This is a genomic window from Methylophilus sp. E2MeOHC9 (genome assembly GCF_058744375.1).
Map to the genome: position 1 here is coordinate 1,555,203 of NZ_CP196024.1, position 24,079 is coordinate 1,579,281.

Below are 24,079 nucleotides of genomic sequence, written 5' to 3' on the forward strand. Positions count from 1 at the left end.
TTTTTCAAAAAAATTCCAATTTCACTTCCGGTTTTTACTTTTCATTCGGCATAGCAGTAATTACATAGATTTTTGCTGGCAAGGTGTCGAGAGTGAATCATAAAAATCGTAAAAGCATTTCTTGGGGTGGAGTTTGTTTACTAAGTGCTGGCTTACTGCTTTCCGCTGTTATGGGAGAGGCTATCGCCGAAACGCTCAATATCAGCCTGCCAAAAAAGACATACCAGATCCCTGCAGGTGATCTTAGCGACACATTACCTGATTACGCTGCCGAATCCGGCATTCTGCTGGGCTTTGATCCGATTCTCACACAAGGAAAACGCAGCCAGAGCCTCAAAGGACAATATGGCGTGCAAGAAGGGTTTGATACCTTGCTGAAAGATAGCGGCTTAGAGGTGATTCAAGGGAAAGGTGGCCGCTACCAATTACGGCGTGTAGCCCCTAAACCAATCCCCGGCGCACCCGAAAAGGAAGAGAAAACGCTTAAGCTGGATGGTGTTGAAGTCCGCGCCAAACGTTTTTATGAGGTTGGTCCATTGCCAGGCTTGGGGCTGACAAAGGAGGAGATCCCGGGCAACGTTCAAAGTATTTCTGCTAAAGAAATTAAAGAGGCGCACTCTTTGAGTCTGACGGATCTAATGAACCGCAAGCTTCAATCTGTGACGGTAAATGACTACCAAGGAAACCCTTTTCAGATGGATGTGCAATATAGAGGGTTTACTGCTGGACCACAAATAGGTACTCCACAAGGGCTCTCAGTATTTTTTGATGGTATTCGTGTAAATGAGCCATTTGGTGATGTGGTCAACTGGGATATGATCCCTATGAATGCACTGGCAGGTGTTGATGTATTTCCTGGTTCAAATCCTGTATTTGGTTTAGGTACACTAGGCGGGGCTTTTGCCCTTAAAACTAAAGATGGTTTTAATCATGCAGGAGCTGATGTCGATATATTGACAGGGTCGTTTGGGCGTAAACAATTACAGTTGGAAGGTGGTTGGAATAACGGCACGATTGGTTTGTTTGGCGCGGGGAATTTCTTTCTTGAAGATGGGTGGCGTGAAAACTCACCGAGTAAGGTGAATCAGTTTTTCGGTAAGGCTAGTTATCGTGGCGACAAACTAGATTTAAATCTAAGTACATTGATTGTTGGCAACGATCTTGTGGGTAATGGATTGTTGCCTAGTGAGATGTATAGGCAAGACCGCAATGGTGTTTATACCTCTCCGGATACAACAAAAAATCGGCTAGCACAATTCCAATTGTCAGCTAGTTATTTTGTGAATGATAACTTTACGATTACAGCGCAAGCCTACAGGCGCAACAGTAAACGTAAGTCGCTGGGGGCAGACGTTTATACAGAGTTCGGAAAACAGCAATTAAAAAGAAACCTAGCCCAAGGTGAACAGTTCACATGTTTATTTGAAAGTACTAATAAATACGGGTTGCCAGACTATGCGATTATCCCCTGGCAAAACGGAGATTTGGGAACATTATTTGACGATCCTGTGATTGCTGGTTTTTTATCAGCGCCCACTGTTGAAGATGCATTTGCAGGTTTGCCTAGCAATATGATAAATGCAGACATTGATGATGCGTCATTTCTGGCGCGAGCACTCGACAATTTTCAGCGCCAGAAAAACTTTCAACAGACAAATATCTTTACTCCTGGCGGTGAAGGCTCACCAGAAGTGCCTAACGGCGTACAAGTGAGTTACTCCGGGAGTGATGTTTCATACTATTTTGAATCAATGACCAGCTTGTCAAGTTTACAAGCTAATGATCCAGCGACTACTTTTCTTACTGGAGCATTTTCATTTTATTTTTATACCCCAGATACGCTTGCAGCCGGTGACACTACCCCTGGTGATGGAATGGGTGTCAAGCATGTTGTAGTGTTTAGGTCGCCGACCAATAGTGACAAGTGCCATGGGGATATCACAAAGCCTGAAGATATGGGGCTAGATCCTTTAGCCGTACAAGTGCCAGGCACTACCACACCCAAGTATGTTGATGGTGCGGTTTATGGTACTGGCCCGGGTTCAGAAGGCGTGGTTGAGGGGACGCCTACTGCAGTGATTTCCAATACACAAATCGATCAGGTTACAGACGGCGCATCCATTCAATTTAACTGGAATTTCCCCAAACATAAATTTATGTTTGGTTTGTCTTTAGATGCACCGTCTGCAACTTACTATAGCGGCCAGATGCTGGGGATGCTGGATGGCGAGAGGAATGCCTACTTGGCCCCAGATGAGATTCGTGACCAATATACCGCTGCCAGCCAAGAAATCAGTAATAACAATTTTGATGGAAAGCAGATCACGAAAAGTATTTATTTTAGTGAGACTTGGAGTCCTATAGATACTCTGCATATTACGGGTGCTGCACGGTATAACGATACGCATGGTCAAAATACAATTGCATCTCGGACTTACGGAACTTTTGTCTGGAATCTAGCGCAATATGAATCCTTTCCTAACTATTATGATGTCTGTGTGAATGGCACGTGCCCAACAACTGGGTACATTGTTCCTGATGTCTCCAATTTGCTCCATCCTGCAGAAAAGGAAAAATTCCGTTACTACTCTTTAAATCCATCATTTGGCGCAACATGGCAAACCACGCCTAATCTTAATGTTTATGGTAATTGGGCACAGGGAGCGCGTACGCCATCAGTCATTGAGCTTGGGTGTGCTTTTGATAAAACTATGATTCCGCATGGTGTAAATGCAGATGGTACTCAAAAATATATTGAGAAAAGTATCATTGAAAATCGCTCATGTTCTCTGCCTACAACGCTGTCTGGCGATCCTTATCTACCGCAAATTAAAGCAACAACCATAGATCTGGGCATGAGGGGGAAATGGACTGACAACATAGAGTGGAATCTCGGTATATATCAGACCGACCTTAAAAATGATATTTACATGGTGAGCTACCCTGGAAATAGAACCTTCTTTGACACAATTGATAAGACCCGCAGAAAAGGACTGGAGGCGGGACTTACTGCTACCTATGACAAGTTCAGGATGCGTCTCAATTATGCGTTAACTGATGCTACCTTCGAAAGTAACTTTACGATGGCTGCAGACGATAATAGCAGTTCAACCATAGAGCCATACTGCAACTCCTCTGGTCAATGTGTATATGACGTTGGTGAAACTGCAAGACGGATCAAGGTGAAGCCGGGGGACCGTATGCCTGGTGTGGCCATGCATAATTTTAATGCTAGCCTTGGTTACGATATTACGCCTGATTGGCAAGTTGGCCTGTCTGCTGTTGCACACTCCTCAGCATTTTTGCGTGGCAATGAAAATAACGATCATCAAAAAGGAGTAACTGTCTATGATTTGGACATTAATAACCAGCCGCTTGCTAGGCCTGTGACCAACAATCCAGGCAAAGTCGCAGGCTATATGCTGTTCAATTTTCAGACGAGTTATAAATTGAGCAAAGAATGGACAGCAAGCATGATCGTGAATAATGTTTTTGATAAAGAATATTTCAGTGCTGGGCGTTTAGGCCGTAATCCATTCTCGCCAAGCATTAATGGCGCAATCGGTCCTTCAGGATATAACCACAACTCCAATGACTGGCTTATGACGAACTTTTTGGCACCAGGGGCTCCCCGTGGGGTTTGGTTTAGTCTTAACTGGCATTTTCAGCCGGATTGACATTAAAATAACATTTTGTAAAGTTATGTTAACGACGTCAGGTTTTTTGCTCTCTCAGCGATTAAACAAGTATAGGGATGTGAATACGTAATCTTCCTGATTAATTCGGGAAATCTTCCTGATATTGATTTTAGGTATTGCACATCAGCATCATTTTCTGACCGGCTAGGGCCTGGCACAAGTAATTTAATTTTTTTGAGGGGTCATTCGTGGACTTAGTACCTGACATCGTAGATTTAGTGCTGTATTTGCTGGGCGTGCTCTCGGTGGTGGTGTGGGCCATCATCATTGTCAAAAGCTGGGCCTGGTACAAGGCGCAAAGTGAATCCACTGACTTCCTGTCTGAGTGGCAACAGACGCGCAGTATCTATGAGTTACCTTTACTCATCTCCAAAAGCGAAAGCAGCTTCGCCCGGTTGTGTAATGCCGGCATGAATGCCATGAACGAAGTCATGGCCAATTCAGTACTACGCCGCAACGAACGCCAGGAAGTCATTTTGCTTTCGCTCAAGCAACAGGCATATCTTGAACATAAACGTATGGATGGTGGTGTCGCCGTCTTAGCCAGCATAGGCTCTACCGCGCCTTTCATAGGCTTGTTCGGCACCGTCTGGGGCATCATGAATGCGCTGAAGACCATCACCGCCACCGGCTCTGCCGGCTTAGACGTCGTCGCCGGCCCCATCGGCGAAGCCCTGATCGCCACCGCCATTGGCATTGCCACTGCCGTGCCTGCCGTACTCGCCTATAACTACTTCATGCGCAGGCAGAAAGTACACCGGGCCGATATGGAGCAAGTCGCCAGCCGCTTCCAGTCATTACTCACTCAATCCGGCGTAGAAAGCTAGGCACAGGCAAATGGCTATCTTAGGCGATGCAGAACAAGAAGACCTGGTGAGCGAGATCAACGTCACGCCACTGGTGGATGTCATGCTGGTATTACTGACAGTGTTTATCGTCACCGCCCCCTTACTCATGAATGCGGTGAAGGTCAAACTACCCAAAGCCAGTGCTGAAGTCGCCATCACCGTGCCCAAGACTGCGCATATCAGCATCACCGATGGTGGCGATGTCTTTCTTGATCAGAAAAAGCTCGCCCTGGACGCCCTGACCACTAACCTTGGCACCTTGAAGCAGCAACAAGACCCTGCGGTGGAGATCTACGCCGATGAGCATGCCGAGTATGGCATTGTGGCCAAAGTACTGGCGGCGATACAGCGGGCAGGCATCAGCAAGTTCAGCTTTGTGATGTCGCCGGAATCGGCTAAGTGAGGGCTATGCAACAGATGAGGCCATTGCCATGACCAGCCTGGTGTTGATTGATGAAGAGAGCCATGCCAAGGTCTGGCGTGCGGTCGGCATCTCGATTGGGCTGCATTTGTTGGTGGTTGCTATTTATCCGCATCTGAACAACATCCGTTTGCCAGACATCCCCGAACGGATGGAAATCGAATTCTTCTCAGTAAAGGCACCGCCACCAGCACCCAGTGTGCAGCAAGTGACACCGCAGGTTGAGACACCGCCAAGCCCCCCGGTCGTTGTGCCTAAGCCACAGCCGACAACACCGGTGCCAACACCTAAGCCGGTACTGGCAGCACCCGATAGCGATGCCGAGCATCGGGTGGCTGAACAGCCAGCAAAACCAGAGCCTGTCAAAACAGAAGCGGCACCGCCGGTTGCGGCCACCGCACCTGCAGCGCCAACGGCTAGTCATGACAATACGCGCCAGGCCAATAGTGATGAACATGCGGCAAAAGATGCACGAGCCACCACCACAGCGGCTGTCAGCAATGATTCAGATGAACTCACCGCCAGCGACAGTGATGCCTGGGGGGATTATGGCGAGCAGCTACGTTCACTGGTGAACAAGAGTAAGCAGTATCCGACGATTGCGATTCGCAGGCATCTCGAGGGCGATGTCACCATCGTTGCGCAATTCACCAAGGGTGAGCTGACACAGGTCTCACTGGCGGAAACGAGTAAGCATGTACCTTTAGATGAAGAGGCCATCAGGATGGTAAAGAAAGCGATTCAACAATTAGGCGTGAAAGACAGCCTGAAAAAGAAAACCTTCAAGATCACTATCCCGGTGTCTTTTAGATTGGAATAACAACTAAAACAGTGTCTTGCAGCAAGGAATGATCGAGGAAGCCTTCCCGAGTGCCATACGATCGTTCCTGCCTCCTAACCCCTGCGCTAACCAGGTTGCATCTGGCGAGTGTGGGGGATTTTTTTAGTCTTGCAAGGTGTTGTGGCGGGAGAAAGTCTGTATGGATGGTTTTGCAAAACAGGTACGCTTTAATCAAATAACAATGAGGGGAATCACACAATGGTTTTGAATAAAATAAAAGCAATCTTGTTCGCATCCATGCTCTTTATCAGTGCAAATGCGCAAGCAAAACTGCAGGAATTTGAAGAGGTGTTTACGGGGACTATTTCAGCAGTCAATACTGAACTGAATTTCTATGACGACACCACGACACTGACCAATGGGGATGTGACATTGACCTTGTACTATCAGGTGATTCCTGCGCTGCAAGTGAATTATCCTGCCGTAGGAACCTTTACCAGAACAGATGGGCTGGGCTCATTTTCTGGAAATTTCTTTTTCTATTCGTTGCTGGATCCTGATGCCATTTCGATCACAGGTTTTTTTGATCAAGATAGGAATTCAATATTACCCAATTCAGGCGCATATCAATACGCCTCTGGTTTTGGTGATGCAACTGGCACTATCACCGGCCAGGGAAACATGATTTTAAAAATTGACTGGCAGATACGTACTCCTGACGTGTTGACCCCCGTGCCCGAACCGCAGATGAGCTGGCTGTTTTCGATGGGTTTCGTGATGTTGTGTTTGCGGCGCAGCCAAAAGACTAACCAACAGGCAGCGTAAGGTCTGACTGATTTAACTGAAGACTAACCAAAAAATAAGGGTAAAAATGATCAACATCATCAAAAAGTGTTTGCTGTTATGCGCGTTGCTGGTCAGTGCGCAGGCAGAAGCTAAAGTTGAATTCTTTCAAGAAAGTTTTTCAGGTTATCTTGCTCGAGAGTTCGAGGTCGATGCTGGCTGGTTTCTGGGGCAAACGAGCTTTGTTTACAATCAATCCACTCTTTCTATGCAATATGATCTGATCGATGACGGTACTAGTTTATTTCTGGTGTTTGGTACTTTTAACCGAACCGATCAGTCAACGAACTTAAATGGTTACTTCGATATTTCGTTGTTTTCTGACGATTTAAATAATCCGCCGGATCCCTGGGTTTATCCTGATATTCCAGCGCCGGTATGGGCAAATTTTTATGCAGAAGAGTCATTTATCGATCCTGTCAGTGGCGACATTATCCGAAAGACGGTTTTGAGCGGAACGGGTAAAGGCTTGTTGACGCAACGGACATCTCTTTCTCTTAACTTAGACTGGTTTCTTGCTACCTCTGACGCTGTCAGCACTGTTCCTGCGCCACCGATGGCCTGGTTATTTGCCAGCGGGTTGCTGACGATAGGCGGCTTGCGGGTTTATAAGCGCCATTAATGACATGGCTGTATACAGCCATATTGGTGGTTGATATGCGCATATTTTATTGATTTATCTGCATGATGGGCGTGAAATTACGTTTAAAAGGCATGGCATAAATTTTGCGGCAAAACTGCCATGGAAAAAACAATGATGTGGGGCGGAATCAATTTGCAGTGGGCGTACACCGATTTGCTCGGCTATATACGCTTTAAGGTTTCATGTCCGCATGTGGCCAAAGATATCTTGCATGATGCCTTTATTCGCTACACGGTGTCGACCAGCACGAATAAAGGGCAAGAGCCGCATGCCTATATGCGTAGCATTGCCAAGAACCTCATTGTGGATGCTTACAATGCCAGCCAGCGGTTTGTGTCGCTGGATGCGGATATCGGCCTGAGCCGTGAATGGCTGGAGTCGCCTACGCTGTCCGTTGAGCAATTGAACGACATCAAGCAGCGGCTGGAAACCATACAGGGGATTCTGGAACAGCTGCCGCCACGTTGCCGCCAGGTGTTCTGGATGTACCGGGTGGAAGGCTACACCCAGACTGAAATTGCCGCCGCGTTAGGTATCAGCAAAAATATGGTCGAGCGGCATGTGATGCGCGCGATTGTCGATTTAAGCAGTGCACGCGAACTGATCGCGAATGACTGATAGCCCCAACCAGTGACAAATAAACACGACGATTCGATCAAGCAAGCTGCCGCGCGCTGGTATGTGCGCATGCGGGAAGCCGCGCCAGATGCGCCTGAGCGCACCACATTTGAAGTGTGGCTGCTTTCTGACCGCAGGCATCAGGCTGCCTATCAGCTGGTTGAATCCACCATGGATGACTTTAGCTCGACCGACCGGTTGAAGGATTTATCCAACGCGCTGACGCAAAAACTCTATTTTGAGCAATCCACCCGCCGCAAAAAACTCTCCAAGCTGGGTTCTGGCCTTGCCGTGATGTTGTTATGCGTCGGCCTGGGCTTTTTGGGTCGCACGCAATACCAGACCTGGCAAGCCGCGCCACTTTCCACGCAAGTACAAACCACTGCCGTGGCGCAAATCGTTAAACGCACGCTGGACGACGGTTCGGAGATCACCGCTAACGCTAATAGCGCGCTTGAAATCGTGTTCTACCGTCATCAACGCCTGGTCAAACTCACGCGTGGCGAAGCGATTTTTGAAGTCACTAAAGACCCTGAACGTCCATTTGTCGTGGAGACGCAACAAGCCAAAGTCACCGTGCTGGGCACACGCTTTGCGGTCAACCAGTTGAGTCAAAAAGTCCGCATCAGTGTCGATCATGGCCGCGTGCAAGTGGCACGGGCCGATGGCACCGCAAAAGCCCTGATCCTGCACGATGGTGAAGTCGCGGAAATCATGCAGGAAACCGCTCCGCTAAAAGTCAACCGCTATGCCAGTGATAGCTTCAGCTTCGCCAGCGGGCGCATCGTGTTTGACCGGGCAGATATGTTTGAAGTCGCCGAGACTTTGTCACGCTATCGTCAACAACCTGTCATGGCAGCTTTCCCGGGCGACAACACACCTAAAGTCAACGCAGTCATCAAAACCATAGAAATCGAAGACTTTATCCATACATTGCCACGCTCAGTCCCTGTTGCACTAAAAAACAGTGAAAACGCGCTGGTAATCGCACCGGCCAAATAGCTCTTTACATTTCTTTTTAACATCCGCATATCAGGCGTTTTGCCAGTCCGTCGGTTACACCTCTAACACGACCAGTAATCGACGGATGTTCCATGCAAAATAACACCATTAGAAATGCCATCCTGGCAGCATTGATAAGCCTGCTGACGCCAACTGTCATCTATGCAGAACTCAATACCAAAGTGCCTATGGAGCAAGAAGGCGGCTTTTCTGTACCATTAAATCTGGATATGCCCGCCCAACCACTGGCCGCCGCATTACGGCAATTTTCCATCCAGTCCAATTTGTCCCTCACAGTCGATAGCGCCCTCATCGTCGATAAAAAGTCCCCCGCAGTCAAAGGGCGCATGACTCGTAAAGAAGCCATGAAGCGCATGCTGGATGGCACTGGCCTGCAAGGCAGGATTGAAGATGACAAGATATTGATTCAGCGCGCAGCGAAGGAAGATAAAAGTGTACAGTTGGACAAAGTTGAGGTTCGTGCAAAGCGCTTTTATGAAGTAGGGCCTTTACCAGGTCTTGGGCTCACAAAAGAAGAAATCCCAGGCAACGTACAAAGTATTTCTGCCAAAGAAATCAAAGAGGCTCATTCTCTTAGTATTACTGATTTGATGAACCGAAAATTGCAATCGGTCACCGTGAATGACTATCAAGGCAATCCTTTCCAGATGGATGTGCAGTATCGTGGTTTTACTGCTGGCCCTCAAATTGGTATGCCTCAAGGGTTATCAGTATTTCTTGATGGTATCCGTGTCAATGAGCCCTTCGGCGACGTTGTGAACTGGGACATGATACCCATGAACGCTCTGGCTGGAGTGGACGTTTTCCCTGGCTCTAATCCTATCTTTGGTTTAAACACATTGGGCGGTGCGTTCTCGATGAAAACAAAAGATGGGTTTAACAATGCAGGCGTTGATGCAGATGTACTTACTGGTTCTTTCGGGCGCAAGCAGTTACAAGTCGAAGGAGGCTGGAACAATGGAACGATTGGTTTATTTGCTGCAGGTAACTTCTTTATGGAGGATGGCTGGCGTAAAAACTCGCCAAGCAAGGTAAATCAATTGTTTACCAAGGCTAGTTTCCGTGGTGAAAAGCTGGATCTGAATTTAAGCACATTGTTAGTTGCCAATGATCTAGTTGGCAATGGCCTAATTCCCAGTGAAATGTATGACAGAAATCGGAACGATATTTTTACCGCGCCGGACGAAACCAAGAATCGGCTGCAACAGTTTCAATTATCAGGCAGCTATTTTGTCAATGATAGCTTCACTATTACTGGTCAAGTTTATCGGAGGGAAAGTGACAGAAAAGGGATTGGAGCAGATGTATTTACTGACTATGATCAAAACCTGCCTGCCAGAAGGTTATTGGCAGGAACGAATGAAGAATACACCTGTTTGTATAACAGTAGTGGTGCTGCCCAAGCGAATGGCGTTCCAGATTATTACGTATTACAAACTGATGCTAGCACAGGGTTTGATGTTTTTGGATCTGATATTTTTGCAGATTCACAAGGTTTCACCGGACTAACTCCTGCTCAATTTGATGCAAAATATACAGCATTAGGTATGAAAAATACGGAGCTATCGCCTGAATTTCTTGCCTATTATAAGTATGTTTTTAATTACTTTAAAAATTTTGAAGAGTCCCAAATCTTCAATCGTGGCAAGACTCCAGAACCACCAAGTCGTGGCGAAGTCAGCAATGACTTTAATGGCGAAAACTCTTTCTTTGCATCATTTACACCACTAACCGGTCTCGGTGGCGCAGTTACTCCTGGTGCCGGTATAAATACAATTAATTATGGTTTTGATGAATATTTCTATACTAGAGGCAAAGATAATTTAGGCAATGATGTGGTGTTTAAGAATTATGTTTTTGTTGGTATAGCAACAAACAACGATGCTTGCTACGTATCGCAAACTACTCAGGCTGTCAGCGGCGGTGTCAAGGGTGGAGGCGCGCTCTCTTATCCAGGCCCGGATGGAAATGCTGTATATGTTGATGGTGCTGGCAGGGGGCAACCTGGCGTTGTGAAAGGTACGCCTACAGGCATTATCAATAAAAATAATATTGAACAATTAGTCGATGGTGCATCATTCCAGCTTAATTGGAATTTGGAGCACCACAAATTCATGGTAGGTGCATCAATCGATGCTGCGAGCGCTGATTATCAAAATGTCAGTCAGTTAGGATTTCTCGATGCTAATAGAAATGTTTATTTAGACCCGATACAAGCGCATCCTCAATTTGGAGGGGCGCTTATACAATCCCGTAATAATGACTTTAAGGGAAACAATACAACCAAAAGTATATATTTTAGTGAAACTTGGACTCCCGTAGACTCGGTTCATTTAAATGTTAGCGGTCGTTATAATTTTACTAAAGCGGTAAACAAAATTGCCGCACGCTATGGTGTGTTCGGGAGCGCTGCTATCGGAGATCTGGTTGGTTTGCCTTATACCCGAGATACATGTAATGGTGATTGTATTGACGATCCCAATCCACCAACAACTGGCTACCGGCCACTTAATATCACTACACCACTTGATCCTGCAGAAACCGAGAAATTTTCTTACTACTCATTTAATCCATCAATAGGTGGGACATGGCAAGTAAACGAAAAGTTAAACGTTTTCGCTAACATTGCACAAGGCACAAGAACCCCGAGTGTGATTGAGTTGGGTTGTGCGCTTGATAAAAGTTCAGGTAGGTATTTCACAGATGGTCAAGGCGGATTCATTTTCGTACCGAAGAGCGTACTAGAAAATCGTAGTTGCACCCTTCCTACTACTCTTTCCGGTGATCCTTATTTGCCACAAATTAGATCTACAAGTTTTGACCTTGGGATGAGAGGGAATTTAACAGAGGGTATTCAATGGAATTTAGGTGCTTATCAAACTGATCTAAAAGACGATATTTACTTTGTGAACGTTGCGGGAGGGGGAGGCACAGGTTTCTTTGACACTATAGGAAATACACGTCGAAGAGGGATTGAAGCAGGCTTAAGTGGTAAGTTAGACAAATGGAGGTTCGGTTTCAATTACTCATTAACGGACGCCACCTTCGAGAATAATTTTGAAATGCTTAGTAACAATAATAGTAGTGCAAGGATTGTTGATGGCGATCGTACTGGCGTCATAAATGTCGAAAGAGGGGACAGGATGCCGGGAGTCTCTCTGCACAATTTGAATGCAACTTTAAATTACGAAGTAACTGATAAATGGGTTGTAGGCTTAAGCACTGTTGTGCATTCAGATAGTTTTGTCAGAGGCAATGAAAATAATGAGCATCAACAAGGCGTAATTCGTAAAACAATTACGTATACAAATCCTGTTAATGGCGCACAAACACTGATACAAACACCCCCCACCCGAAACCCTGGCAAAGTTGATGGATATGCCGTCTTAAATTTCCAGACCAGTTATAAACTCAACAAAGAGTGGACTGCAACCATGATAGTTAACAATTTGTTGGATAAGGAATATTTTTCAGCTGGACGTTTAGGGGTTAATCCTTTTTCGCCGAGCATTAATGGTGCAATTGGTCCTGATGGGTATAACCACAATTCAGATGATTGGCTGAGCACTAACTTTATTGCTCCAGGTGCGCCGCGCGGTGTCTGGTTCAGTTTGAACTGGCATTTCGTGCCGGATTGATTTTAAAGTTGTTGTTTTATTATTTCACTCAACCAATCCATAAAAATCCGCACCCGTTTTGACAAGTTGCGGCGATGCGGAAACAGGATTGAAACCGGCATAGTGGGCGCAGGATAAGTTTGCATAATTTCCACCAATTGGCCGTTGAGCAGTAACTCATGCGCGCCAAACCTTGGCGCTTGCATAATCCCTAACCCTGCGGCACAGGCGGCTCGATAGGCGTCTGTGTTGTTGACGCAGATGCGGCTTGGCATTTTGTAGCTTTGTGGTTGGCCATTTGCAGTGTATTCAAAGGCATCGAATCGATTGTTGGTGCTGGTCTGGTAATGAATCAGGTAGTGGTTCTGCAAATCTTTTATGCTTTGCGGCTCACCATGTTCGGCGATATATGCCGGGCTGGCAAAGTTGGTTTGTTGCATCTCGCCTATCTTGCGCATGATCATGCCAGATTCTTCGACTTCGCCAGTTCTGACCACGCAATCATAACCTTCACTAATCAGGTCAACTTTGCGATCTTCGCTGCTGATGTCGATTGATAGGTTAGGGTAGCGTTGCAGGAACTCTGGTAAGGCAGGAATCACCAGGTGCCGCGCCATCGGGTGCGACATATTGACGCGGATGACACCGGAAATGTGTCTGTCATCACTGATAAACAGGGTTTCCAGTTCTTCAATTTCACTGAGTACGTCTTTGCTTTTCTCATAAAACAGCTGGCCGTCCGGCGTCAGTTGCACTTTCCGGGTGGTGCGGTGAAACAACTGAGTTTGCAGTTTGGTTTCCAGTTGCTGTATGGCTTGTGAGACGCTGGCTTTGGGCAGGTTTAAGCTTTCTGCTGCTTTGGTAAAGCTGCCCAGCTCTGCCACGCGTATAAATCGCTTGAGTGTCTCGTTTCTATCCATATGTTGATTTATTGTTCGTTAAATATGAACAGTATAATCAATTTAAGCTTATTTATCTTTGGTGGTGATAACAATAAACTGCATCTACTTTAAATCACTACAGGAGCTTGAACATGACTGCAAAAATTGGACTGATTACTGGTGCTAGCCGTGGATTAGGGAAAAACACGGCGCTGGCAATGGCGCGGCAGGGCATTGATGTAGTGCTTACTTACCAAAGCAATCAGGCTTTGGCGCAACAGGTAGTAGGCGAAATTCAGGCATTGGGCCAAAAGGCGGTGGCTTTGCAACTGGATGTGGCCAAGGTAAGCACGTTTGGTGCTTTTGCTGAGCAACTGAAACAGGCATTGAATACGCAGTGGCAAGCTGAAAAGTTTGATTTCCTGATCAACAATGCCGGTACTGGCATCACTGCACCATTTGCGGAAACGACTGAACAAATATTTGATGATATGGTGAATATTCACCTGAAATCCACTTTCTTTGTGACGCAGACATTATTGCCGTTGCTCAATGATGGCGGGCGGATCATCAATATCTCCAGCGGATTGGCGCGCTTCACTTTGCCTGGCTATAGCGCCTACGCCGCAATGAAAGGTGGCATTGAGGTATTGACCCGTTACATGGCGAAAGAGTTGGGCGCGAGGCAGATTGCGGTGAATACCGTGGCCCCTGGTGCGATTGAAACCGATTTCGGACAAGGGTTGGTGCGTGATAACAAAGATGTGAATGCGTTTATTGCCTCGCAAACTGCGCTTGGTCGCGTCGGGGTGCCGGATGATATTGGCCCCATGATCACCAGCCTGTTATCGGAAGATAACCGCTGGGTGAATGCGCAACGGATCGAAGCTTCCGGCGGCATGCTGATTTAATAAGCCGTTTAATAAAACACAGGCAATGTGGTTGCCTGTTTTTTTATGACTGACCCTTGCTTCTTGCGGGGGGGGGGGGATTTTAATCGCTAGACCTGACCACAGGCAATCCAGGAACCCACTTTAAATTGATCAGGATTATTTGCTTTGCAAAGTGGTGAATTGCGTCTTGTAATCTTCCACCCATTGTTGGGCATGCAACCGTTGTTTGGCATTGGTACTTGCATGCAGGCTTGCGATGGTTTCACACGTTTGTTGCGTGATTTTGTCGATATGCGCCTGGTAAGCCGGATTCGGGCTGTGTTGCATACGCTCAAACCCTGCGCGTACGAGTTGGGTTTTTTCTTCGTTTGACGCGGCAGGATTGCGTAGTGCTTTTAAAATAGTCAAGGCATCTTCGTCACGCCGTAAAATTTCTGAGTAGACCATGGCAGGGTCACTATTTTTGCCAATGCTTTGTTTTAAAATGGTTATTTGTTTCTCGTTTAAATCCCCATATATTTTTTCCGCATAATCTTTGGATTTTTCCAATCTCATTTCCTGCTGTTCCTCGGTCGTTTCCTGCCACCACTCCTCTTTCCATTCTTCATTGCGTTTTTCCAGCTTTTGCTGCAAATGCTGCAATTGTTTATCACTCAGTGTCTCGGCTATGTCCACAATGATAGGAATGAATTTCGTTTGAATCGCTTGTACATTTGATTTGATGGATTCAATCCGCTGGCAGGCAATCTGTGCGCTCACCTCATGACTGAGATCGTTGCTTATTTCATTCAGCAACGAAACATAACGCGGTAATTCGTTTTTTCTATGCCATGTATGCAGATCCTGCAGCGCTGGTTTAAGTTTGGCTTTTTGCGCTTCGCTGAAATTAAAGTAATCATCCAGCCGCCATGCGATAAGCACAGGCGCGTTGTTGTAAGCGGTTTTTACCAGGCTGCAACTGAGGGTTGAAAAAGCCAGCGCTAGGATAAAGATATTTTTGATTATTCGCATGGACTTACGACCACGACTGCAATGCTAAGTTTGCGATACAGCCCTTTCTAACTACATTTTGATTGTTTACGTAGCTGGATGACAAAGTAGGCGCATCGTCTACGCAAAAATGATTCTTGCGCAGAGAAGCCCCGCATACTCCCTAGGCAGGATGGCGGGTAAATCTTGCAGTCATCAGGCAGCGCATGATACTGCCTGTTTGGTTTGCTTAACGCGGATAGCCAGGTGGTGGTGGAGGGGGGTAGTAGATTGATCTTACCGGAGGCGAGCCTGTCGTGCTTTGCGTTCTGGTGATTTGTGTGGTGCTTGTCGTCGTTGCAGTGCCCTGCGTATAGGTTTTTGCCATGCTGGCTGGTACCGGGATCTTATGCCCTGCCGCATACATGCATTGCAGATAGGCATTGTCATATTTGCGCTGGGCATTATCGCCGCTGGTGGCTGCGGTATCCGCGCCAATCGCACCGCCTGATAAAGCACCCACACCTGCGCCTATGGCTGCACCTTCGCCACCGCCTGCTGCGGCGCCGATGGCGGCACCGATCACAGTACCAACGGCAGTCGTGGTCGCCAGGCTTTGATTGTATTGCTGGTTAACCGTTTTAGAGCCGATTTGCCCCAGTGCAAAATCGCGACAGGATAAGTCATCAGCCCTGAACAGGTTGAAGTCTTTGCCGGTACCTGGCAGCGCCATATTGCTTGGGCCGTTGGGTGTCGTCGCACAGCCGGCCAATGCAATCGCCATGCTGATACATGCAATGTGAGTAAGTGTTTTCATCGCCGTGGCCTTATCTGCCGGAAGTGGGCGGGGTAGGTGTGACTTGCTTCCAGCCGGCTGCGCACTCTTTCACATAGGGGTAGTAACTATCTGATTGCTCACAGTAATACCAGTAGCCTTGCGCGTTGTTATTGCCCGCGCTGGCTGTCGGTGGTGTAGCTTGGGCTGGTGGCTGTGTGGAGACCTCAGGCGTTGAAGTAACCCCGCTGCCTTGCTCAATATACACCTGTGGTTGCGGCGGTTGCGTCACGATGACTTGTGGCGGGCCGTAAGCATACGGGTATGGGTAGTAAGGGTAACCGTATGAGTAAGCAAATGGTGGCGGCCCGTAAAAGGGGAACGGGCTGCCGACGTAGACACCTACGCCGCCACGCCAGCCACCGCGATGGCCTGGCGGGTGCGCCTGCGCCAGGTTGCTGATCAACATCAGGCTGACCAGCAAACCAGTGAGTATTCTATATTTCGTTTTCATCAGGATTCTCCCAAAAACACCATAGTCAAAAGACTGTTGTTAGTGATTCAGACCGCAGAATAATGAAATTTATTCGCTGACAGGTGCTCCGTTTTGTATCAGATTGTATCTACGTCTAAGGTTTGAAAGGCTGCCATCAGGCCGCTTAACAAGTTGCCGGGGCGTCCAAAATCAGAAGATTTACATAAAAACCCTTGCTGAAGCCTATCTTTTTTAGACTGCTTTTAGTAACTTGTCAGAGTGTGCAAGCAAATTGCTTGATTCCGGAAAGCCTTAAGATGCAATCTCAAACCCAATCTGTCCAGCAAATCAATTTAGCTTACGATAGTCACCAGGACCGGCTGTTGCTGAAAGCTGCTGTGAGTAGCAACCAGGAGATCCGCGTATGGATCACTTACCGTGTCGCACGGCAGATATTCTCAGTGTTGAACCGGGAGGCGCATCTGCCGGTGACGGCCATTGGCCAGGTCACTGCCGCGTTGCTGGAGAATACCCAATCGCCCGCAGAAGCCACCCGCCAGTTTGAGCAGGAAGCCGAGGCGGTGCATAACCTGGAAACGCTGGATTTTGAAACGGCTTATGAGCAGAGGGCATCCACAGTCAGTGAGCAGGAGTTATTGGCAATTGAAACCCGGTTCGTCTCTATCAATGACCAGTTAAATAATATGCAACTGGCGTGCGCAGGCGGCATGAACGTGAATATGGGCCTGAATAAAGAACTGGTATTGGCGATTAGCCGTATGCTGATGATCGCCAGTAAAGACGCCGGATGGGTTTTACCCGCAGAGAAGGAACCAGAAGCGGTTTCCAGCATCGTAATGCAGGTACCGACAGAAAAGCAGGTGTTACATTAATGGATGAAACGTATTTGGGAGATAGCGGCATTCGCGTCTCTAAAATCGCCTTGGGCACCATGACCTATGGCGACCAGAACACACAGCAGGATGCTGACAACCAACTGGATTTTGCCCTGGCGCAAGGGATCAACTTTATTGATACCGCAGAGATGTATCCGGTGCCCCCCAAAGCGGAGACTGTCACCCGCACAGAAACCATCCTCGGGCATTGGATTAAAAAGCAATCTCGTGACCAGTTCGTGCTGGCGAGCAAGATCGCAGGGCCGCGACGTGGCATGCACTGGATACGCGGCGGCCCTAGCGGGCTAGATCGTGCCAATATCCGCCAGGCCGTGCACGACAGCCTGCAACGCCTGCAAACTGATTACCTGGATGTGCTGTACCTGCATTGGCCGGAACGCAATGTGCCCATGTTTGGCCAATACCAGTTTGACCCTAAAGCCGAGCTGGACAGTGACGGCCAGCCAATGGCATGGGTGACCATACAGGCGCAACTGCAGGCGCTGGATGAGTTGATCAAAGAAGGCAAGGTCCGCACTATCGGCCTCAGTAACGAGCAACCCTGGGGCGTGATGGAGTTTTTGCGTGTTGCGCGCGAACAAGGCTTGCCGCGCATTTCGGTGCTACAGAATTGCTATAACCTGATGAATCGCGGCCTGGAGTTTGGCATGGCAGAAGTGCTATACCGCGAACGTATCAGCCTGGCCGCGTATTCTCCGCTCGCTTTTGGGCACCTGACCGGTAAATATATTAAAAATCCAGCTGCCGCTGGCCGTGTGACTTTGTTTACCGGCTATGCGCAGCGCTATAAGAAGCCTGGTGTTGCCGCTGCCTCGCAGGCCTATGCTGAACTGGCGCAGGCGCATGGTCTCACCCCCGTGCAGTTGGCGCTCAGCTTTGTTTACCATCGCTGGTTTATGGGCAGCACGATTATCGGGGCGACCAATATGACTCAGTTACAGGAAAACATTGCTGCCTATACCGTGCATTTGAGTGAAGAAGTGTTGCATGCGATCGAGCAGCTACACCTGACGATGATGAACCCTGCCCCGTAAGGGCTAAGTGACTAAATATAAGCAACAAAAAAGTCGTGCAAGATCAATAGTCGTACAAAAAAATAGCTGTTGCAGTACAAGTGAAACAAGCGAGCCTTAAGTAAACGAACTGAAGAATAAGGGAATACGTATGATGAGGATTTACGGACGCAGCCTGATCATGGTTGCTTTCATGCTTGCAGGGGGTGCGCACGCCGCCACAGGCAACGAAATGCAAGCCGCATTGCACACATGCCAGACAGAGTTTATTGATGATGCTAGCCGTCGGCTGGTGTGCTTTGATCAGGTAGCTGAACAGTATGCTTCCAACAAGGTTGCCGCCCCTGTGCTTTCTACCAAACAAGAGAACCTGGTCAAAACGGTGGATGCGAAGACTACTTACCTTGCACGTAAATGGCATTTGAACCCGCAGGATGAATTACATTTTACTGACCTCGAAACACATCAGTTAAATTACGTCGTCGGCGCATACTCCACTAATCCCAATGATGTGCCGGTTTCACCTTCGCGGCCCAACACGCAGAACCGCGATTTAAGCAATAACGACCTGCATTTCCAGATCAGCCTGAAAACCCAGCTCATGAATCTGTCAGACTGGCTGCCGGAGAGTCAATATGTGCACAGTGCGCGCTTATGGGGTGCTTATACACAGCAATCCTTCTGGCAGGTGTATGACGGCGGTCAGTCACGGCCCATGCGGGACCATAATTATTCACCTGAATTGATCTTGTCCCTGGGCTTGAACAAACCTGGCGAACCCAAGCAATGGGCGGCAATGCCGGATATGCTGAATCTGGGTGTGGTGCATGAATCGAACGGACGTTCTGAACCGCTCTCACGCAGCTGGAGCCGTATTTACCTGCAAGGCGGCTGGCAGCTTAATGAGCGCTACAGCTTGTTGTTCAGGCCCTGGTGGCGCATCCCTGAGGGGAAATCGGAAGACGATAACCCGAATATCAGCAAATATATGGGCTACGGGGATATGACTTTCCGTTGGGATAATGAGGCGCAAAATACCGCTGCCAGCGTGACCTTGAGAAACAATTTGCGTAGTGATAACAAAGGCTACGTGAAGTTTGATGTGCAATACAAACCATTAAAAAGTGAAAGCGTGAAGTTTTACGCCATGCTGGCCAGTGGCTATGGCGTGTCGTTGCTGGATTACAACCAGGCACAAACCATGTTCGGCATAGGTTTTGCCATTGGCGAATAGTGCCACAAGTTTCCCGCTAGCATTCCATGCCTGCCGTCTGTTGCAGCAGGTGAGCGCCTGCCCGCTCAAGCGCTGAGTGCGTGCCATTTAAGCCATGCGTTTTATTACTCTTCCATTGCAGCGGCTACTGGCCTCAGAGCAGGCCGGTAGTGTCTTGCTGGTGCTGGCGACCGGCCTGGCACTTGTTATCGCCAATAGTGATTTTTCTGGTCATTACCATGCGGTATGGCACACGCATAGTTTCGGGTTAAGTTTAGGCGAATGGGTCAATGATGGCCTGATGGCCATTTTCTTCCTGCTGATCGGCCTTGAACTCAAACGTGAACTGTATGTGGGCGAGTTGTCCAGCCGTAACAATGCCTTGTTGCCGACCATTGCCGCGCTTGGCGGCATGCTGCTACCAGCGCTGATCTTCTGGCAACTCAATCATGGCAGCGCTTTCCAGGCCGGGGTTGGTATCCCCATGGCGACTGACATCGTATTTGCACTTGGTGTATTGTCGGTGTTGGGCGCCCGCGTGCCTGTGTCACTCAAAGTGTTCCTGATGGCGTTTGCGGTGATCGATGACCTGGGCGCCGCTATCCTGATTGCTGTGTTTTATACCGCTACCGTTTCATGGCTGTATTTGGCAGCGGCGCTGGTGGTTTTGGCAGGCCTGTTTGTGCTTAGTCGCTGGCGTGTGGTTTCCATGACGCCCTATGCATTGGGTGGGCTGTTTCTGTGGTGGCTAACCCTTAAATCCGGCGTGCACCCCACACTGGCGGGGATAGCCCTGGCCTTTGCGCTTCCATTTTCACGGGAAGGACAGGATTCGCTTTCACACCGGCTGGAGCATTTTCTGCATTGGCCGGTGGCTATGCTGATATTGCCGATATTTGCCTTTGCTAATACTGGCCTGGCGATCTCGACAGAGAGTTTTAGAACGCTTTTCTCGCATACCAATTCCTTGGGCATTATTGCCGGATTATTTCTCGGCAAACCTATTGGCATCACCCTGGCAGTCTGGTGTGCAGTCAAAGCAGGGGTGTGTGCATTACCTCACCCGCTACGCTGGGCGCATATCATAGGGGCAGGCATGCTGGGTGGCGTGGGTTTCACCATGTCGATATTCATCGCCAACCTGGCATTTGCCGGCCAGCCAGACATCATACAACTGTCTAAAATGGCCATCCTGACTGGTTCACTGCTCTCAGGGCTGCTCGGCTGGTGGTGGTTGCGCGCCACACTAGCGGCTAAATCGCCTAGGTAAAATCATGAGTCATTTTTAGGGATGCTGCGCAAGCTTTTAAAAACGCATCTGCGTATAGTCAACCCTAACGAGATGCATCGAGGGATGCGCTCCCAAATCAATCTAGGAGAATGATATGTGGACTAAACCAGCTGCTACTGAAATGCGTTTTGGCTTCGAAGTGACAATGTACGTCATGAACAAGTAATCAATATTTAACTTGCATAACAAACAGCCCGACCTCGTGTCGGGCTGTTTTTTTATAAAGATCAAGGCAGCAAATTGGCGGGCTTGAGATGCTGTAGCTAGCCGCGCTTAGTAGATACCGCTTTTACAAATGGGTTAATCGCTCATGGTCGCCCAAACCAATGGGTCTGGCAGCCACAATAGAAGCGGCCATGGCAAATAACCTGACCACTTTGCTATGCGGTGAGTCCCAGTATTCTGCAGTGTGAGGCACAAATTTAAGCAAAGCCAGCTTTGCCGAATCCGGCCCTTCCGGAAACCACGGTTTCACAAACGGTGACCAGAGTTCTTCTTTACGGGCTTTGTCTGTGACTAGTGCTCCTGACCCGGATAAGGAAACATAAGTCGCATCAGACTCGCCGCTGAATGCCAGATTGAGTTCATCCAGATGCTTTGCTTTTTCTGAGCTGCTATCTGTAAAAAACCAGATATTTCCCTCTCTATCTAACTCGATCGGGCCCATAGGCTGGCTGATCAACGCGCCCTGGCCGTCAATAAAAGTCAGCATGGCAATATCAAATCCTTCGATCAACTCAGCCAGTTTTTGACGCTCTTCTGTGATTTGGGGATGGATTTTCATTTTTTTTCCTAAAAGTGTTGAGCTTATGATGTCAGTGGTTCAGGTCGTAATCGACTTCTCCGCCGATTCGCCAGTGGCGACCAAGGTGAAATCTTCCACATTAAACGCCGGGTTTTCGGTCTCAAAACGTTCTTTGCCTATCTTGTAACTTTCTTCCATATCATCGGCGATCACGCTGGTTGTCCAGAAAGGCAGGTCTTCTTTAGGTTTGCTCGCACTGACATAAAATAAAGCCATCAGATTGTCTCCAGTATTTGAATGTCTTAATGTGAATACAATACAAAGCAGGTGAAATGATTCACCTTTTAAGAGCATCATAAATAGCCAGCCTTTGGAATGCCGTAGGACTATCGATGATTTTTCTGTCAGAGGAATATGATTTTTCGATGGATCCCAACGAAGTAAAAAATCGCTCATGCAGCGGTATGATATTCCTACAAGGATTTCAGTCATTGTGGCCTAGTGCCTGAGCGTGTGAGCCATGCAAAATAAGGTTTTATTCACATGAAACCGAAGGGATAACGCCATGATAGAAGCACATGAAATCAAAGAAGATATGCCGGTACATACCGCTCAAGCGGAACAGTTCGCGGTGGTTGACCATACTGATGGCCCGGATTCGATTAAACTCAAAAAAGATAAATCTGGCACCCATCATTACATTCCAGTCAGCTGGGTGATTTCTACCGAAGGGGGTGTGGTGAAAATCAATCGCACCTTAGACCAGGTGCTGCATGACTGGAGTGCGCAAGCCTTGTAAATGGTTGGATATAAACAACAATACAAAAAAGCCCTGTCTGCATAGACAGGGCTTTTTTTGCTTATTACGTTTTTAATGCACTTCTGCTGCTGCACGGGCCGCATCACGCAAGTGTTTCACTTCATCATGATTACGTTTAGCGCCTTCCAGCTGGCGGGTTACCACCATACGTACATTGATAGGCAAGTCTTTTTCAGCCGCTTTGCGGTAGGCATTCAACGCCACATCTTCACCACGCTCGGTTTCATTCAGCACGGCAACCGTATCGTTGCTGGTGAGCGCAGTTTTCAAGTCTATCCAGCGTCTGTGCAATGCACCACCAATGGTGCTGGACTCGGCCGGTTCACCGCCTAATGAGCGCACCAAACCTTGCAGTTCTTGTGCACTGGAAGCTACTTCTAATGAGCGACGCAGGAAGAAGGCTTTTAATTGTGGGTCATCCACATTTTCTGCCGAACTGCGAAAGCCTTCTTCACCATCTTTAGATGTCTCAATCAAATCATTCAATGTATCAATTACATCATCATTATCTGCCATGATCGTTCTCCAAATTCAAGTTGTTATGTATAGAAACTTCAGTATGCCAATGGCATTAAATTCGCTGCATCGGAGAGAGTCGCAAATAGTTGTAGGAATCTATTTATTGATGAATGATTGACCAACAGTTGCGCTTTTGTAATGTTTTAGTTGTGGCTTCTATGTGGGAATCAGCTGTCAGGAAAAATCTGTATTTTCCTACACTTAAATCAGACGCAGACTTGTAGTGACTTTTTGGCAAGTCTCCATAATAGCGATTAACAGCTATCCACTTTAATCTTCACTTGATTTGTGATTTGTCAGCACTATATGCACGCCAGACAATACTTTGTGCAGATTATCCCGGCCAGCAAAAATCTTTTAATAGTAGTCAGGAGCACATCATGAACCTTATCCGATTGTTTAATTATGTAACGCCTAAAGCCAGTGAAAAGCAGGCCAGGGCAGAAAAGCCTGGTGTGGCGCAACTATTGTTGTTCTACGTGCTGCCCTTATCGCTGATTCCATGCATCATGATGTATCTAAGGTTGCACCATAATTATCCACGGCAGTTTATGGATACGTTGCCGGGCAACCGCTTGATCATGATTTGTGCCGAGTTATTTCTATTGCAGATAGGCGTGATTCTGGCCATGGCCTGGATTACCCAGAACCTGGCTGAAATGGTGGACAAGAAACCCAGCTTCCGTGATTCGCTACTCATCATCGCCATTGCGACTACGCCGTTATGGTTAACCTCGGTGTTTTATGTCGTACCCAGCCTGAGCTTTAATGTTGTTGTGCACGGTATTGCTGTCCTTGCATCGATTGCGCTGGTGTATCGTGGCGTGAAGTATATATTTGCCGTCCGTGAGCGCGGTGCCATTGCCACATTGACTTTGGCTGTTGTATGTACGGCAGGGTTAGGGTTCGCAGTGGTGATGATAGGCTCACTGATCTCATGGGAAGCCATTGAGCAAATGCAATTTGCGATCAAGAAATCCTAAGCGCTAGCATTCGCCAAAGAATCTGCGACCTGACCCACGTCAGTTCGCAGATTTTTTTTGCTTTAAATATAGGGGATGGAATTTGATAAAGGC

Annotated in this window: 24 protein-coding genes; 17 read left to right on the forward strand and 7 right to left on the reverse strand. The window is 47.8% G+C overall.

Annotated features, from left to right (window positions below; all coding sequences use genetic code 11):
* Positions 1 to 170: 170 nt before the first annotated feature.
* The 9 genes from ACSSVF_RS07480 to ACSSVF_RS07520 all read left to right on the forward strand — a co-directional run bounded on the left by ACSSVF_RS07480 (position 171) and on the right by ACSSVF_RS07520 (position 12,513).
* Positions 171 to 3,677, forward strand: a complete 3,507-nt coding sequence (locus tag ACSSVF_RS07480; protein WP_492406326.1) for a TonB-dependent receptor — start codon at positions 171 to 173, stop codon at positions 3,675 to 3,677.
* Positions 3,678 to 3,886: 209 nt separating this feature from the next.
* Positions 3,887 to 4,525 carry a MotA/TolQ/ExbB proton channel family protein gene (locus ACSSVF_RS07485; protein ID WP_442584494.1) on the forward strand — a complete coding sequence of 213 codons (639 nt, stop codon included), beginning with the start codon at positions 3,887 to 3,889 and terminating at the stop codon, positions 4,523 to 4,525.
* Positions 4,526 to 4,535: 10 nt separating this feature from the next.
* The gene (locus ACSSVF_RS07490; RefSeq protein WP_492402505.1) at positions 4,536 to 4,949 is read left to right on the forward strand and encodes an ExbD/TolR family protein; all 414 of its coding nucleotides are present in this window, start codon (positions 4,536 to 4,538) and stop codon (positions 4,947 to 4,949) included.
* 28 nt (positions 4,950 to 4,977) lie between these two features.
* Positions 4,978 to 5,787: an energy transducer TonB gene (locus tag ACSSVF_RS07495; protein ID WP_492402506.1), complete on the forward strand. Its 810-nt coding sequence runs from the start codon at positions 4,978 to 4,980 to the stop codon at positions 5,785 to 5,787.
* 219 nt (positions 5,788 to 6,006) lie between these two features.
* Positions 6,007 to 6,573, forward strand: a complete 567-nt coding sequence (locus tag ACSSVF_RS07500; protein WP_492402507.1) for a hypothetical protein — start codon at positions 6,007 to 6,009, stop codon at positions 6,571 to 6,573.
* A gap of 46 nt (positions 6,574 to 6,619) precedes the next feature.
* Positions 6,620 to 7,213 carry a hypothetical protein gene (locus ACSSVF_RS07505; RefSeq protein ID WP_492402509.1) on the forward strand — a complete coding sequence of 198 codons (594 nt, stop codon included), beginning with the start codon at positions 6,620 to 6,622 and terminating at the stop codon, positions 7,211 to 7,213.
* A 120-nt stretch (positions 7,214 to 7,333) separates the two neighbouring features.
* On the forward strand, positions 7,334 to 7,852 hold the full coding sequence (locus ACSSVF_RS07510; protein WP_492402510.1) for an RNA polymerase sigma factor: 519 nt from the start codon (positions 7,334 to 7,336) through the stop codon (positions 7,850 to 7,852).
* A 12-nt stretch (positions 7,853 to 7,864) separates the two neighbouring features.
* Entirely contained in the window at positions 7,865 to 8,854 is a 990-nt protein-coding gene (locus tag ACSSVF_RS07515; RefSeq protein ID WP_492402512.1) for a FecR family protein, read from the forward strand.
* 92 nt (positions 8,855 to 8,946) lie between these two features.
* On the forward strand, positions 8,947 to 12,513 hold the full coding sequence (locus ACSSVF_RS07520) for a TonB-dependent receptor (RefSeq protein ID WP_492402514.1): 3,567 nt from the start codon (positions 8,947 to 8,949) through the stop codon (positions 12,511 to 12,513).
* 2 nt (positions 12,514 to 12,515) lie between these two features.
* On the opposite strand, the gene ACSSVF_RS07525 is transcribed toward ACSSVF_RS07520, so the two are convergent.
* Complete coding sequence (locus ACSSVF_RS07525) at positions 12,516 to 13,412, reverse strand: LysR family transcriptional regulator (RefSeq protein ID WP_492402516.1); 897 nt, start codon at positions 13,410 to 13,412, stop codon at positions 12,516 to 12,518.
* Positions 13,413 to 13,525: 113 nt separating this feature from the next.
* On the opposite strand from ACSSVF_RS07525, the gene ACSSVF_RS07530 reads away from it, so the two are divergent.
* Positions 13,526 to 14,284 (forward strand): SDR family NAD(P)-dependent oxidoreductase, encoded by a 759-nt coding sequence (locus ACSSVF_RS07530; protein WP_492402517.1) that lies wholly within the window; start codon positions 13,526 to 13,528, stop codon positions 14,282 to 14,284.
* A gap of 138 nt (positions 14,285 to 14,422) precedes the next feature.
* Here ACSSVF_RS07530 and ACSSVF_RS07535 read toward each other — a convergent pair whose 3' ends face one another.
* The 3 genes from ACSSVF_RS07535 to ACSSVF_RS07545 all read right to left on the reverse strand — a co-directional run bounded on the left by ACSSVF_RS07535 (position 14,423) and on the right by ACSSVF_RS07545 (position 16,524).
* Positions 14,423 to 15,277: a DUF6279 family lipoprotein gene (locus ACSSVF_RS07535; protein ID WP_492402519.1), complete on the reverse strand. Its 855-nt coding sequence runs from the start codon at positions 15,275 to 15,277 to the stop codon at positions 14,423 to 14,425.
* 208 nt (positions 15,278 to 15,485) lie between these two features.
* Positions 15,486 to 16,052, reverse strand: a complete 567-nt coding sequence (locus tag ACSSVF_RS07540) for a YMGG-like glycine zipper-containing protein (RefSeq protein ID WP_492402521.1) — start codon at positions 16,050 to 16,052, stop codon at positions 15,486 to 15,488.
* 10 nt (positions 16,053 to 16,062) lie between these two features.
* The gene (locus tag ACSSVF_RS07545; RefSeq protein ID WP_492402523.1) at positions 16,063 to 16,524 is read right to left on the reverse strand and encodes a hypothetical protein; all 462 of its coding nucleotides are present in this window, start codon (positions 16,522 to 16,524) and stop codon (positions 16,063 to 16,065) included.
* 278 nt (positions 16,525 to 16,802) lie between these two features.
* On the opposite strand from ACSSVF_RS07545, the gene ACSSVF_RS07550 reads away from it, so the two are divergent.
* The 5 genes from ACSSVF_RS07550 (at position 16,803) to pqqA (ending at position 21,085) form a co-directional block, all read left to right on the forward strand.
* Positions 16,803 to 17,378: a hypothetical protein gene (locus ACSSVF_RS07550; RefSeq protein WP_492402525.1), complete on the forward strand. Its 576-nt coding sequence runs from the start codon at positions 16,803 to 16,805 to the stop codon at positions 17,376 to 17,378.
* Positions 17,378 to 18,436 carry an aldo/keto reductase gene (locus ACSSVF_RS07555; protein WP_492402527.1) on the forward strand — a complete coding sequence of 353 codons (1,059 nt, stop codon included), beginning with the start codon at positions 17,378 to 17,380 and terminating at the stop codon, positions 18,434 to 18,436. Before ACSSVF_RS07550 ends, ACSSVF_RS07555 begins: the two co-directional genes overlap by 1 nt.
* 130 nt (positions 18,437 to 18,566) lie before the next feature.
* The gene (locus ACSSVF_RS07560; RefSeq protein ID WP_492402529.1) at positions 18,567 to 19,649 is read left to right on the forward strand and encodes a phospholipase A; all 1,083 of its coding nucleotides are present in this window, start codon (positions 18,567 to 18,569) and stop codon (positions 19,647 to 19,649) included.
* 94 nt (positions 19,650 to 19,743) lie between these two features.
* Positions 19,744 to 20,898, forward strand: coding sequence for a Na+/H+ antiporter NhaA (gene nhaA, locus ACSSVF_RS07565; protein WP_492402531.1), 1,155 nt, complete (start codon positions 19,744 to 19,746; stop codon positions 20,896 to 20,898).
* Positions 20,899 to 21,013: 115 nt separating this feature from the next.
* The gene (gene pqqA, locus ACSSVF_RS07570; protein ID WP_081624291.1) at positions 21,014 to 21,085 is read left to right on the forward strand and encodes a pyrroloquinoline quinone precursor peptide PqqA; all 72 of its coding nucleotides are present in this window, start codon (positions 21,014 to 21,016) and stop codon (positions 21,083 to 21,085) included.
* Positions 21,086 to 21,208: 123 nt separating this feature from the next.
* Here pqqA and ACSSVF_RS07575 read toward each other — a convergent pair whose 3' ends face one another.
* Together ACSSVF_RS07575 and ACSSVF_RS07580 are read right to left on the reverse strand one after the other, a co-directional pair.
* Positions 21,209 to 21,703, reverse strand: coding sequence for a pyridoxamine 5'-phosphate oxidase family protein (locus tag ACSSVF_RS07575; protein WP_492402532.1), 495 nt, complete (start codon positions 21,701 to 21,703; stop codon positions 21,209 to 21,211).
* Positions 21,704 to 21,742: 39 nt separating this feature from the next.
* Positions 21,743 to 21,940, reverse strand: a complete 198-nt coding sequence (locus tag ACSSVF_RS07580; RefSeq protein ID WP_492402533.1) for a hypothetical protein — start codon at positions 21,938 to 21,940, stop codon at positions 21,743 to 21,745.
* 289 nt (positions 21,941 to 22,229) lie between these two features.
* On the opposite strand from ACSSVF_RS07580, the gene ACSSVF_RS07585 reads away from it, so the two are divergent.
* Complete coding sequence (locus ACSSVF_RS07585) at positions 22,230 to 22,463, forward strand: DUF2171 domain-containing protein (RefSeq protein ID WP_492402535.1); 234 nt, start codon at positions 22,230 to 22,232, stop codon at positions 22,461 to 22,463.
* A gap of 72 nt (positions 22,464 to 22,535) precedes the next feature.
* Here the strand turns inward: ACSSVF_RS07585 and ACSSVF_RS07590 are convergent, their stop codons facing one another.
* Positions 22,536 to 23,000, reverse strand: coding sequence for a PA2169 family four-helix-bundle protein (locus ACSSVF_RS07590; RefSeq protein WP_442584474.1), 465 nt, complete (start codon positions 22,998 to 23,000; stop codon positions 22,536 to 22,538).
* Positions 23,001 to 23,383: 383 nt separating this feature from the next.
* On the opposite strand from ACSSVF_RS07590, the gene ACSSVF_RS07595 reads away from it, so the two are divergent.
* Positions 23,384 to 23,986 (forward strand): Yip1 family protein, encoded by a 603-nt coding sequence (locus tag ACSSVF_RS07595; RefSeq protein WP_492402537.1) that lies wholly within the window; start codon positions 23,384 to 23,386, stop codon positions 23,984 to 23,986.
* The last annotated feature ends 93 nt before the right edge of the window (positions 23,987 to 24,079 follow it).